We start from the raw sequence: 13,030 nt of genomic DNA on the forward strand, positions 1-13,030 counted from the left end.
AACGCCTACATAAAGTAGGCGTTTTTGTTTTAGCTTTTATTTGGTTTATAAGGCCAAGCTTGCAAAAGGCCGTCACTGGTTTCGGAATACAACTGCTTACCATCGTAAGCCACACTCAGTACTGATGTACGTTGGCGCTGTTGTTTAGCTTCGTATTCAGCAATGAGTTCACCATCTGCAACGCGATATAAACGCATCTTCATTTTTGGTGAGCCCGTTAATAGCCATTTATCTTGATTAATAAATTGCGATGCAGTGAATTCAATAAAGTTAGAGTATGAAGACACTTCAGATAGCTCTTTTTTATTGGATAAATCAAAAAATACACGCTCATCAACCGAGTCAATTGCAAAGCCCAAGCTCGCTGTTTTATTTAACGTAACGTGATTCACTCTAGTCGCTAAACGCTCTTCAAAGCGAGTACTGCCATCGCTCGTTGACCAAAGCTTAACGTACTTGTCGCTTGAGCCGGTAAACGCCCACTGACCATCGGCCGATAACGCCACGCTATTAATATCTAAACGATGAATATCAAAACGCTTAGTATCGCCTGTGCGAGTGTTTATTACCTCAGCCTTGCCGCTACGATAAGCAATAACCAACGTATCGCCTACGGCTGAAATAGCGATGTCTCTAGCGATTTCTTGTCCGGTGAGCCAAGTGCCAATACTACGCCCTGTGCGAGTATCGTATAAAGTCACTGATAACCGATTTGAAATGAAAAAAAGAGATTTGTTAGCGCTAAAGCCTGCCAGCTCAACATGTTCAGCGCCCTGCCCTGTTATACAATCGTATAGACGCGCTTTTAACTGATTATCCCAAACGCACACCTCAGATTGGCTTGCCACTAACGCGTGACTCGCATCCTCGGTTAGCGCCGTGGCACTTAGTAGCTCATTGCCATGGGCAAATTCACTACTAGCAGGGGCAGTAAACACCTCACCTCCACCACAGCCCACAAGGCTCAGTGCAAATACACAAGCAAGAGGTTTAAAAAGTTTCGACGTCATGATCATTCTCAATTTTTATAATTATTTTATATTGGAGCAGTGTAATGAAAATAAGCGGAAGTTGGTAGGGGAACTAGCCATCAGCTTTCAGCCGTCAGCCATCAGTTTTTGTAGGCGTGAAATTTATTTCGTGCGAAGCGCTGGCAGTTGTGCGATGCAGCGGCGCGCCATGCATGCATGGCGCCTACTCAAAACTATTACTGGTCTGTTCTGCTAACGATTTCGTAGCCTTCAGCTTCATAATCATTGATGCATTTTTGAAATTTATTTTGCAGTTTTATTTCATCAAAAAAGCCAAGTGAGTATGCATCACATTTTACTTTCATATGTTCACTGTTTTCTAAAACCGCATTAAGTTTGAGCTCAGCAAAACCAAATTTATAGGCTATTTCTGTGAACTGTGAATACAAAACCAAAAGCAGTACAGCAAGAAGGGTAATCGTTAGCGTATTTTTCATTTTTATTTCCTTTAAAAGTGTTGGTAAAAATACTGGAGCAATTATCGAACCAACAATATAACCTCATATAAATCAATACAATGAAGTATTCACGTAAAAAGCATAGTTGATATTTCCACCAATAAATAGTGAAAAAGACAACTTTTTCCTAAAATAAATACAACTGTATTGTGATGCGTGTTTTAAAGTGCGAGAAACGAGGTAGAAGGTGCTTTAGCGCCGAACAACACTTACAATGCGCTGCAAAAATGGATAATCCTTAACTATGAACAAAGATCTGAACAAATTATCAAATATTACAAAAAGTTGAAATTACTTTGCGATTGCTAAATGTTTTCTTTATCATTTTAGGTACAGACAACATTACAAGGAAGCAATATGTCTTGGTCAAAACTTAATAAAACTATCAATGCTAACTCTGTTATTCCACTTGACGCCCTTAGCTGTCGCGATTTTGGTGTTAAACTACCCGCTGATTTTCCATTCAATAAAGTAAAATTTACTTGCCAAGCACTGGCGATGCTATCCCAACTGAATGACTATGATATAAAAATGGTTTGCGCAGATATTAAGCAAATATGTGCCAACCCTAATGCGCAAAATTCAATCAAGCATAGTCGTAATCCGTTAAGACGCTTATGGCGAACTAAATACCCGTTTCGCAACTATCATTTTTTGATTGAGTATTCTCTAAAAAATGGTTTTATAAACGTAGAAGACATCTTATTTGATAAACAATTACAAGGTAAAAAGGAAATATTTTCGGCTGAGCGTACCATGCTTTATGAGGTAAAAAGGTTAAATAGCCGCACATATGATAGAGCTATGGGAGAAGAAGAAATTGAGGAAATTAAAGGAGCTTGGAGTTCAGTTCCCACCCCTACTACAAGAGTTAAGACAGTACATGCTGCAGTAAATGGTATGCAAAACGAACTGACTAAAGCAACTTGGTTAATGGGTACCCACCTAGATAGAGCCTATGAAAGCGATGGCATTAAAGCTTATACCTTGTTTCATAACCCAACTGATCGAGTCAAACTTGATTTAATTGAATGCGCATTTGATAAACGGTTAGGGACAAAGTCACATAATGCACAGCATTTAGCTGCGGTACTTGCGCAAAATAGTCAACAAGGTAAACAAGTTAAATGGCTTGCCCACAGCCAAGGTGCCATTATCTTTTGTGCTGCCCTTGAGCACTACCGTATTTATTACGGTAAGCCTCTTACGGGCCAGCAATTAGCAATTCATGGCTCAGGCTCTAATATAGAGCGCTTGAAACGCATGGCTAACAGCACTGGCTTAAAAGTAGTTACAATACGTAACAACCCATATGACTTAGTGCCTAACCTAGCTGGACGTAATGATTTATCGGCAAGTAGTTTTGTTCGCTCTATGAAGTTTAGGGGTCTTGTAACTGGTGAAGACGCAGGTGCAAGCCCACATACACTACCTTTTTTAGGTTTAGTGACCTATGCCGATCAGCTACAAATGTTAGGCTATAACGATAAAGCTGATATTGTTAGAAAGTTTATAAAAACCCTACCTATGACGGATGCAAGATTATGATAAAACTAGCCAAAGCATTTTACCGTGGCTTTATAGGTGGACCTAACTTTGATAATTGTGTACACCACCGCCTTATTTTAGAAGATAAGTTGCTTACGCTAGATATACCAAAAAGCAATGTTGCTGCTGTAAATACACCAGTAGATGTGTCATTTCCTTATAACTCAACAAGTTGGTTTAATCAGCAGAAGAAAAGTTATTTACAGCATGAATATGTTCATATGCTTACAAAGAATTGGATGTATCTCCCGCCAGTGAGTTATCTGCCAAGCAGCGAATATGGCATGCTTAGTTGCCAGTTACGTATAAAACAAACCCAGAATATCAATGTTCAAGATACTGAACAGTTAAAGCATTTTGTGATTAATGAATACGATGTTTTTCATTGGGGACCTGATGGTAGAAATACTGAAATCGAGAATGATACCACCTTAGAATCTAGTAAAAGAGCGAACCCTTGGATAGGAGATGCATTAAAAAAGGAGATACTAGAACGAGTGGAAATTTATGGCTACCCGCCACTACCTGCTGCAAAAGACATAGTTATCGATCAGCTAACTTGGGTTTTTTATCAAGAAATAAGAGATAATGATCGCTCTCACCAAGACTACTATTGCTTACCACTCAGTGAACATGCTTTTTTAGAGGTGAAGTTTAACCATCGCGTTGACCGCTCTGATAAACATAAAAAGTGGTCAGAACATGCTCTTGCATCGCAACAACGGATTATGGAATCAATTAAGCTCAATGACATACCCGCTGAGCATGATAACTTGATTGCTGATAATTCAAGGTATGTTTAAAATTTCCATTTTCCTCAAATGAATCAAAGAGGCTGCAAATAGCTTAATCTATTCTGCGTCATAAAGCCTCGGCTAAATAAGCTAGGCCCTGTTTCCTAGAGCCTAGCGCCTTTTAACTTTACTCTTTCTAACTTTCCCCTTGCTACCCCTTTTGAATTTCAACCTGATAGCTGACAGCTAACTTCCCTCACCCATGCGTAAAACAAAACACATTAAGTTTGTTACCGTCTAGGTCTCTGAAGTACCCCGCATAAAAGCCGGGCATTTCGCGTGGGCCGGGGGCGCCTTCGTCTGTGCCACCTAATTCTATGGCCTTCTTATAAAAGGCGTCTACTTGGGCAGGGGTTTCGACTGCCAGAGCAATCATGGTGCCGTTACCTACAGTGGCTTTTTCATCGTTATAAGGTTTGGTAACCGCAAAACCGGGCTTATCTTGGCCTGTACTCCATGCGACAAAGCGGTCAGTTTCTAAAAAGCGCTCGGCGTTTAGAGTGGCGAACAATTCATCGTAATACTTTACTGCTTTAGCTAGGTTGTTAGTGCCTAACATGATGTAACCTATCATTGTGTGCTCCTTACGTTTAAAAGTGTCTGTACTCAACATAAAAGGGAAATGACCATCTGTCTATTGATTTCTCCATTCATCGCAATGGACTATATTTCTGATGGTTGTTACTTTATAACAGGTTAAACACTGCTCACTAACAAGGAAATAAAATGAAGTTTAAAACGTCTTTAGCACTGCTTGCAGCAGCCAGCTTTTACAGCCATGCAGGAGCTAGCAATACCTTTGGGCTTGAAAATGTTTTTGATCTTGAATACGCCAACCAAATAGAAATGACAAAAAATGGCGATACAATTTACTTTGTGCGTAATCGCATGGATATCAAAAGCGACCGTAAAGTCAGCAATATTTGGTCAGTAAACCCAGATGGTAAAACCATGCTACCACTAACGTCTGGCGTGCATATGGATTACTCTCCGGTATTGTCACCAGATGAAACGCGTTTAGCGTTTATTTCTACCCGAGATGGTAGCAGCCAAATCTATGTGAAATGGTTAAAAACCGGTAACGTAGCAAAAATTAGTAACCTAACGCAAAGCCCCGGCGGATTAACTTGGACGCCAGATGGCAAACAATTGGTGTTTAGCCAGTTTGTGCCAGCAAAATCAGCAAGCCCTGTGTCTTTACCGGGTAAGCCTGAAGGCGCTAAGTGGGCAGAGCCAGCTAAATATATTGACGATACCTATTATCGTGCTGATGGCGGTGGTTACTCAGAAAAAGGTTATCGTCACTTTTTTATCATCAGTGCAACAGGCGGCAATGCACGTCAATTGAGCTCTGGTGATTTTGATCACGGCGGAGCTATTAGCTTTAACGAAAAAGGTGATGCATTTTATTTTTCTGCTAATCGCCATACAGATAATGAACTAAAACCAACAAATTCAGAAGTTTATAAACTAAGTTTAAGTGATTTATCGATCACACAAATCACTGACCGTGTTGGACCTGATTCACGCCCGAAAGTGTCACCTAATGGTCGTTACCTTGCTTATACAGGCTATGATGACAAAAAAACTAACTATGAAAACAACGACATTTATTTACTAGATTTGAAATCAGGAAAAACCTCGGTACTCACAGCAGATTTAGATCGTAGTGTCGAAGATATAAAATGGGATGATAGCGGCAGTGGTCTTTATTTTAGCTACGATAGCGAAGGTAAAACACATCTAGCTTACCAACCGCGTAGTGGTAAACATAAAGTAATTACCGACAAAATTGGCAGTGTCGCCTTTGGTCGCCCGTATTCAGGTGGTGACTTTGATGTCAGTGAAGATGGTGAAGTTGCATTCACACTCGCTGATACCCAGCGCCCAGCTGATGTCGCATTAATTAAGCGTGGTAAAACGGCCCGTTTAACGCAATTAAATGAAGATGCGCTGGGCGACAAAGAGCTTGCCAAAGTTGAAGAGATTTGGGTTAAATCAAGCCATGACGGCTTAGCAATCCAGGGATGGATTGCATACCCACCGGGCTTTGACAAAAACAAAAAGTACCCTCTTGTTTTAGAGATCCACGGTGGTCCAGTTGCAAACTATGGCCCTCATTTCAGCCCTGAAGTGCAATTATACGCAGCCAAAGGTAATGTTGTACTTTATATGAACCCGCGCGGCAGTGACTCATACGGTAAAGAATTTGCGCAAACAATTCATCATAACTACCCAAGTAATGACTTTGATGACTTGATGACAGGTGTAGATGCTGTCATCGCTAAGGGCTTTATTGATGAAAGCAAACTGTTTGTTACCGGCGGTTCAGGTGGCGGGGTATTAACAGCTTGGATTGTGGGTCATACAGACCGCTTTGCAGCAGCTGTTGTTGCTAAACCTGTTATCAATTGGATCAGCTTTGTACTAACTGCTGATTTCTACCCTTTCTTTGCTGATTATTGGTTCCCTGGTAAGCCATGGGACAATATTGAGCATTACATGAAGCGCTCACCTATTAGCTATGTGGGCAATGTAAAAACACCAACCATGCTGTTAACCGGTGAATCAGACTATCGCACGCCGATTTCTGAAACCGAGCAGTTTTACCAAGCGTTAAAGCTACAAGGTGTTGATACCGCCATGGTGCGTATTCCTAATGCATCACATGGTATTACCGCTCGCCCATCAAACCTGATGAGTAAAGTCGCGTATATTCAATGGTGGTTTGATAAACATAGTAAGTAGTTGCAAGTTAGCAAGGCATTGTAGGCGCGATTTTATATCGCGCCATTTCCGAAACATCATCTAATAAAACTATAACGCGGGGCAACCCCGCTGCTACTTGCTAACTTTACTCTTGCTAACTTTCTCCTTTCCAGCTTCCCCTTGTAAACCCCCTTTACAGTCAAAATGTGAGTAACTCCTTACATACCTTTTTTAAATATCGGACATTAATCCAAAAGCAGTTGGTAAAAAATCGGTTTATAGACAAAATCAGTAACTTGAGTTAGTAAAAAATCGGTTTGTGCCGCTAAAAACCTAGCCTCAGTTAGTAAAATTTTGGTTTATGAGGATATTGAGTTGGTAAAAAATCGGTTTATCAATGACGTGAGTTGATAAAAATTCGGTTTATAAATCGATAGAGTTTATAAAACAGCAGTATATTGCCGTTTATATGAGCCAATTTTAGCGATTCTAGAGGCAGTAATAAGGCAAAAACCCCTAAATTAAGGCTTATAAGGCGGAGCTAGTTAAATCCTGATCTAAAATTTTTAGGCTGGTAAATGCGTGATCTGTATTTTTATAAAGCTAGTAAATGGCTGATCCAAGACTTAGTTAAAGAGTGATCCGAACTACGAGGTGCGGGTTTGCCGGCTAACAGCTACAAATGAAAAAGGGCCCGAAGGCCCCTAACAACATTATTGAATAGCTATAAAGCAATATTACATTTTACAACTTGGTTAGAACTGGTTCATAGTATTTGCTTCACCACCGGCTTTAAGCGCATTTTCACCAGAGAAGTACTCTTTATGAGTATCACCAATGTTAGAACCTGCTAGGTCTTGGTGTTTCACTGATGCTTGCTCACGGCGAATTTCTTGACGTTGTACGTCGCGAACATACGCTAGCATGCCTAGGTCGCCGAAATAGCCTTCTGATAGAATATCAGTGCTTAGCGCCGCTGTATGGTAAGTTGGTAGCGTGATTAAGTGGTGGAAGATACCCGCTTCACGTGCACCATCTTTTTGGAAGTTTTGCACAAGTACGTCTGCTGCCGCTGCAAGCTCTGTGTCATCCATTTCTGGTGCCATTAATGCCTTATTGTCATCGATGCTTGGGTAAGCTGATAAGTCTTTACCTTGCTCTTGCCACTCAGCATATACTTGCTCACGGAATTTAAGTGTCCAGTTGAACGACGGAGAGTTGTTGTATACCAGCTTAGCATTAGGTACTTGCTCTTTAACGCGGTTAACAAGCTCAGCGATTTGTTTAACGTTTGGTTTTTCTGTTTCAATCCACAGTAAGTCAGCGCCTGATTGTAAGCTAGTTACACAGTCTAGAACTACGCGGTCTTTCTCTGTGCCTTCACGGAACTGGTATAAACCATTATCTAAACGTGTTGGTTTGCAAAGCTGGCCATTAAGCTTCATTGCTGTGTCGCCCTCGTTTAAGTCATCAACACTGTTTACTGGTGTTGTTTCAAGGAACGACGTGTATTGGCTAGCAAGGTCGCCAGGTGTTTTAGATACAGGCACTTTTTGAGTAAGGCTTGCACCTAATGAGTCTGTACGAGCAACGATAATGCCGTTATCAATACCCAGCTCTAAGAATGCGTAACGAACTGCGTTAATTTTTGCTAAGAAATCTTCATGCGGTACAGTTACTTTACCTGCTTGGTGACCACATTGTTTTGCGTCAGATACTTGGTTCTCGATTTGGATAGCACATGCACCCGCTTCAATCATCTTTTTAGCCAGTAGGTAAGTTGCTTCTTCGTTACCGAAACCCGCATCGATATCAGCAATAATTGGCACAACATGGCTTTCGAAATTATCAATTTTATCTAGCACAGCTTGAACGTCACCGCCGTTTGCTTTCGCTTGGTCTAGGTCTTTGTAAAGGTGGTCAAGCTCACGTGCATCTGCTTGCTTTAAGAAGGTATAGATTTCTTCGATTAGCGCTGGAACAGACGTTTTTTCATGCATACTTTGGTCAGGTAATGGACCAAACTCAGAGCGAAGTGCCGCAACCATCCAGCCACTTAGGTATACATAGCTACGTTTAGTTGTTTTGTTATGACGTTTAATTGCCATCATCATTTGCTGTGCAGTGAAACCATGCCAACAACCTAATGATTGTGTGTATTGGCTGTGGTCAGCATCGTAGGCTGCCATGTCTGCACGCATAATGTCTGCAGTGTATTGAGCAATGTCTAGACCCGTACGAAAACGGTTTTGTAAGCGCATACGGCTTGCGTATTCAGGGTTGATTGACTGCCACGTTTTGCCTTGTGTTTGACATAAAGTAGCTAGGTTATCGGTTTCGCGTTGATATGTTGTCATAATAAAAGTCCTTCGAACGGGTTATCTATTTTTTGTTAGTGAGAGTGGCTACTGGCGTTTGCTTCGTAGCGCTTAATTCAACATTAGGCGGATTTTTTGGATTTAGTAAATTTATAGTTGTTATTGCCACTATATTTTTAGTGAATGGCAAATAGCCTGCTTATTAGCCTTTTTTACGATATGGTTGAACCATGAATGATCAAATTACGCTCGTTTAAAGGACATTATTATGACCACTCTCTCACTTAACGGTTTAAGCGTTGATCAACAACTTGCACAGTTTGTTGAACAGCAACTTCTACCAGGAACAGGCATTAGCACAGATACTTTTTGGCAAGGTTTTGCTGATATCGTCAATGAATTAACGCCAATCAATCGCGCGCTTTTAGAAAAACGCGAACAACTACAAGCCAAGATTGATGACTATCACAAGCAGCAACCGGTATGGGATGCAGCTAACTATCAAGCATTTCTTGAAGATATTGGCTATCTCGTTCCTGAGCCAGCTAGTTTCAGCATCGAAACCGAGCAGGTTGAGCCTGAAATCGCCAGCACCGCGGGGCCGCAGCTTGTTGTGCCAGTGAGCAATGCACGCTTTGCCTTAAATGCAGCGAATGCTCGCTGGGGCTCATTATATGATGCGCTGTACGGCACTGATGTATTAAGTGAAGATGACGGCGCCGAAAAAGGCTCTACATACAACCCAGTACGTGGTTTTAAAGTAATGGCTTATGCCCGCCAGTTCCTCGATAAAGCATTACCTTTAGCAAATGGCTCACACATCGAAAGTACCAGCTATGCAGTGGTAAATAATGAGCTTTTAATCACATTACGTGACAGCAGTCAGGTTCGCCTAGCTAACCCTGAACAACTTATTGGCTACCAAGGTGAAGCGCAAAATCCTAGTGCTATCTTATTGAAAAATAATGGCTTACATATAGAGCTACAAATCGATCACCATCACCCAATAGGCCAAGCAGATAAAGCAGGCCTAAAAGATGTACTACTTGAAGCAGCCCTGACAACGATTATGGACTGTGAAGATTCCGTTGCTGCGGTTGATGCCGAAGACAAAGTAAACGTCTATCAAAACTGGCTTGGTTTAATGCAAGGAAACCTAGTAGAAGCATTTAACAAAGATGGCAAAACCATTGAGCGCCGTTTAGCACAAGACCGCCAATATCAAGGTGTAAATGGCGAAACAATCACGCTTAAAGGCCGTAGCATGATGTTTGTGCGTAACGTTGGGCATTTAATGACAAATCCAGCTATCCAAGATAGTGAAGGCAATGACGTGTATGAAGGCATTATGGATGCCATTATCACCAGCACCGCAGCGCTTCATGATTTAAAAGGCACAAGCACCCTTAAAAATTCAACGGCTAATAGCATTAACATTGTTAAACCAAAAATGCATGGCCCGGAAGAAGTGGCATTCACTAATACCCTATTTACCCGCGTTGAGCAGTTGCTAGGCTTGCCTGCAAACACCATTAAAATGGGTATTATGGATGAAGAACGCCGCACTTCAGCTAACTTAAAAGCCTGTATTTTCGAGGCTAAAAACCGTGTTGTATTCATCAATACCGGTTTCTTAGACCGTACTGGTGACGAAATTCATACTTCAATGCAAGCAGGTGTGGTATTGCCAAAAGGCGCAATTAAACTTGAGCCTTGGATCAGCGCATACGAAGATCGCAACGTTGATATTGGCTTAGCTACAGGTCTCAGTGGTAAAGCACAGATTGGTAAAGGTATGTGGCCAATGCCAGATAAAATGGCGTTAATGATGGAACAAAAAAGTGGTCACCCGAAAAGTGGTGCAAATACCGCGTGGGTGCCCTCTCCTACTGCTGCAACGCTGCATGCAATGCATTATCACGATATTGATGTATTTGCTTGTCAAAAAGCGCTTATGGACCGTAAAGAAGCAAGCCTTACCAGCTTACTCACTCCACCGCTTATGAAAGATGCCAGCAGCTTAAGCAAAGAAGATATTCAAGCCGAACTTGATAACAATGCACAGGGTATTTTAGGTTATGTTGTGCGTTGGATTGACCAAGGTATTGGCTGCTCAAAAGTACCAGACATCAACCATGTTGGCTTAATGGAAGACCGTGCCACACTGCGTATTTCAAGCCAACACATGGCCAACTGGCTGTATCATGGTGTTTGTTCTGAAGAGCAAATTAGAAAAACCATGGCACGCATGGCGAAAGTCGTTGATGGCCAAAATGAAGGTGATCCTGCTTACAAAAATATGGCTGATTCAGCCGAAACCTTAGCGCAAAGCGTTGCTTATCAAGCAGCGTTAGCCCTTGTTTTAGAGGGAGTTAAACAACCTAGTGGATATACTGAACCATTATTGCATGCGTTCCGTATAAAATATAAGTCGTTAAATTAGCCACTACACAACTCTCCTTCGAGTTTCATGTGTCGTTCATAGCAGCCTAAGGGCTGCTTTTTTTTTGACTAATATCAATTGAACTCATAACGACAGTGAATACTCATCATTCATGGCATAATAAAAATCTATTAAAAAAGGGGCATTTGTTACCAAATGCCCCTTTTTACGTACTAATACGTACTAATACGTACTAATACGTACTAATTTTTTACAAATTAGTTTTTGACAATCGCATTGTGATAAACGTTTTGCACGTCATCACAGTCATCAAGCATAGAAATAAACTTTTCAAAGTTTGCGATATCATCTGGATCTGTGATGTCTGTATGAACTTGTGGAACAAACGTGATCTCGTCTACTTCAAAGTTAATACCTTCAAATGCTTCTTCAAGGGCTGTTTTTGCTTTGTAGTACTCTGTGTGAGGAGCGAATACTGACACTTTACCATCTTCTACTTCTACATCCGTTACGTCTACATCAGCCATCATTAGCGCTTCTAGTACCACTTCGTCGTCATCACCGGCAAAGCCTAAAACAGCCAAGTGGTCGAACATATGCGCTACACAACCCGGTGTACCAATTTTTGAATCTGTTTTTGTAAACGGTAAACGTACATCTTTGATAGTACGGTTAGGGTTATCAGTTAAACAGTCAACAATAACCATACAGTTACCAGGGCCGTAGCCTTCATAACGTGCTGGAGAATAGTCTTCCCCTGCCCCACCGGCCGCTTTTTTAATTGCGTTATCGATTACGTGTGCTGGAACTTGGTCTCGTTTCGCACGCTCAATAATACGCTTTAGCGCTTGGTTAACTTCTGGATCAGGTTCGCCATTTTTAGCAACAACGTAGATTTCTTTACCGTACTTAGAATTTACTTTAGTTTTTGCATTGGCTGTTTTAGCCATGGCGTTTTTGCGGACTTCAAATGCTCTGCCCATCTTATGCCTCTATGAATACATTTGATAATTGCCGATATTTTAGCAACTCATGAACGCTTGGGCTAGTACTAGGGCATTTTGAAAAATAAAAAACTAACAATAAATCTCAGGAAAAATAAAAAACAAGGCTATTTAACATAACATCTTATTTTCTTGAAATGACCCAACCAATTTAGGTAAGTCTGAAAAATGATGCAGTACGTAGTCAGCCTGATTTGCGTATTCAGGAATTTCATCCGGAGCGTACAAACAAGCGCGCATATTTGCATTATGGGCAGCTTGAATATCAAATAAGTAATCACCAACATAAAGTAGCTCAGACTGATCAAGCTCCCATAATGTCGCAATAGCATTCAAGGCGCTTGGATCGGGCTTAGCAGGCGCATCAGAGCGAGTTAACACTGTTTCTATAGGTAAAGGGTTATTCTTTAATTTAATGGCAGCAGCACGGTCATAGTTTCGAGTAACAATTGCCATTGGGATATTGTTTTCTTTTAACCGTGTGATGGCATCTGCAACACCAGGAAGTAAATGTGAGTGCTGGGCATCTAACAATTCATGCTGATGTACTATGTTCATCGCTTCTTCACGCATATAAGGTGAAGGTAAAGAAGCGATATAAGCGAGTAAGTCTTTTTCTACAGGACAGCCAACCTGCGCTTTGATTAATGAAAAATCAAGTTCAGAAGAAACCAAGGTACCATCTAAGTCGAAGATTACACCGCGTATATTGTTGTCATGGATAGTCATATAAATCCCTGTATATGAGAATTGGGAAAGTTTTG

General features: G+C 41.2%; 10 protein-coding genes. 4 read left to right on the forward strand and 6 right to left on the reverse strand.

The window, feature by feature from the left end:
• Positions 1-29: 29 nt before the first annotated feature.
• Together AAEU31_RS03110 and AAEU31_RS03115 are read right to left on the reverse strand one after the other, a co-directional pair.
• Entirely contained in the window at positions 30-1,010 is a 981-nt protein-coding gene (locus AAEU31_RS03110) for a WD40 repeat domain-containing protein (RefSeq protein WP_421966400.1), read from the reverse strand.
• A 197-nt stretch (positions 1,011-1,207) separates the two neighbouring features.
• A complete protein-coding gene (locus AAEU31_RS03115) occupies positions 1,208-1,468 on the reverse strand; it encodes a hypothetical protein (RefSeq protein ID WP_421966401.1) in 261 nt (86 codons plus the stop codon).
• Between the two features lie 378 nt (positions 1,469-1,846).
• Between AAEU31_RS03115 and AAEU31_RS03120 the strand changes: the two genes are divergently transcribed.
• Complete coding sequence (locus tag AAEU31_RS03120; protein WP_421966402.1) at positions 1,847-3,037, forward strand: hypothetical protein; 1,191 nt, start codon at positions 1,847-1,849, stop codon at positions 3,035-3,037.
• Positions 3,034-3,840, forward strand: a complete 807-nt coding sequence (locus AAEU31_RS03125) for a hypothetical protein (RefSeq protein WP_421966403.1) — start codon at positions 3,034-3,036, stop codon at positions 3,838-3,840. Before AAEU31_RS03120 ends, AAEU31_RS03125 begins: the two co-directional genes overlap by 4 nt.
• A 187-nt stretch (positions 3,841-4,027) precedes the next feature.
• Here AAEU31_RS03125 and AAEU31_RS03130 read toward each other — a convergent pair whose 3' ends face one another.
• Positions 4,028-4,405, reverse strand: coding sequence for a VOC family protein (locus tag AAEU31_RS03130; RefSeq protein WP_054563159.1), 378 nt, complete (start codon positions 4,403-4,405; stop codon positions 4,028-4,030).
• Between the two features lie 152 nt (positions 4,406-4,557).
• Here AAEU31_RS03130 and AAEU31_RS03135 point away from each other — a divergent pair, with 152 nt between their 5' ends.
• Positions 4,558-6,579, forward strand: coding sequence for a S9 family peptidase (locus AAEU31_RS03135; RefSeq protein ID WP_421966404.1), 2,022 nt, complete (start codon positions 4,558-4,560; stop codon positions 6,577-6,579).
• A gap of 716 nt (positions 6,580-7,295) precedes the next feature.
• Here AAEU31_RS03135 and AAEU31_RS03140 read toward each other — a convergent pair.
• Positions 7,296-8,897, reverse strand: coding sequence for an isocitrate lyase (locus tag AAEU31_RS03140; RefSeq protein ID WP_199526123.1), 1,602 nt, complete (start codon positions 8,895-8,897; stop codon positions 7,296-7,298).
• 229 nt (positions 8,898-9,126) lie between these two features.
• On the opposite strand from AAEU31_RS03140, the gene AAEU31_RS03145 reads away from it, so the two are divergent.
• A complete protein-coding gene (locus tag AAEU31_RS03145) occupies positions 9,127-11,301 on the forward strand; it encodes a malate synthase G (RefSeq protein ID WP_421966405.1) in 2,175 nt (724 codons plus the stop codon).
• Between the two features lie 218 nt (positions 11,302-11,519).
• Here the strand turns inward: AAEU31_RS03145 and AAEU31_RS03150 are convergent, their stop codons facing one another.
• Both AAEU31_RS03150 and AAEU31_RS03155 read right to left on the reverse strand, forming a co-directional pair.
• Positions 11,520-12,245: a YebC/PmpR family DNA-binding transcriptional regulator gene (locus AAEU31_RS03150; protein ID WP_105180590.1), complete on the reverse strand. Its 726-nt coding sequence runs from the start codon at positions 12,243-12,245 to the stop codon at positions 11,520-11,522.
• 132 nt (positions 12,246-12,377) lie between these two features.
• Positions 12,378-12,995, reverse strand: coding sequence for an HAD family hydrolase (locus AAEU31_RS03155; protein ID WP_135926674.1), 618 nt, complete (start codon positions 12,993-12,995; stop codon positions 12,378-12,380).
• Positions 12,996-13,030: the final 35 nt, after the last annotated feature.

The organism is Pseudoalteromonas thalassia (assembly GCF_049257215.1).
GTDB lineage: Bacteria > Pseudomonadota > Gammaproteobacteria > Enterobacterales > Alteromonadaceae > Pseudoalteromonas > Pseudoalteromonas lipolytica_C.

Coding starts and splice junctions, on each gene's coding strand:
- AAEU31_RS03110 (WP_421966400.1), bottom strand. CDS start 1,010: ATGACGTCGAAACTTTTTAAACCTCTTGCTTGTGTATTTGCACTGAGC.
- AAEU31_RS03115 (WP_421966401.1), bottom strand. CDS start 1,468: ATGAAAAATACGCTAACGATTACCCTTCTTGCTGTACTGCTTTTGGTT.
- AAEU31_RS03120 (WP_421966402.1), top strand. CDS start 1,847: ATGTCTTGGTCAAAACTTAATAAAACTATCAATGCTAACTCTGTTATT.
- AAEU31_RS03125 (WP_421966403.1), top strand. CDS start 3,034: ATGATAAAACTAGCCAAAGCATTTTACCGTGGCTTTATAGGTGGACCT.
- AAEU31_RS03130 (WP_054563159.1), bottom strand. CDS start 4,405: ATGATAGGTTACATCATGTTAGGCACTAACAACCTAGCTAAAGCAGTA.
- AAEU31_RS03135 (WP_421966404.1), top strand. CDS start 4,558: ATGAAGTTTAAAACGTCTTTAGCACTGCTTGCAGCAGCCAGCTTTTAC.
- AAEU31_RS03140 (WP_199526123.1), bottom strand. CDS start 8,897: ATGACAACATATCAACGCGAAACCGATAACCTAGCTACTTTATGTCAA.
- AAEU31_RS03145 (WP_421966405.1), top strand. CDS start 9,127: ATGACCACTCTCTCACTTAACGGTTTAAGCGTTGATCAACAACTTGCA.
- AAEU31_RS03150 (WP_105180590.1), bottom strand. CDS start 12,245: ATGGGCAGAGCATTTGAAGTCCGCAAAAACGCCATGGCTAAAACAGCC.
- AAEU31_RS03155 (WP_135926674.1), bottom strand. CDS start 12,995: ATGACTATCCATGACAACAATATACGCGGTGTAATCTTCGACTTAGAT.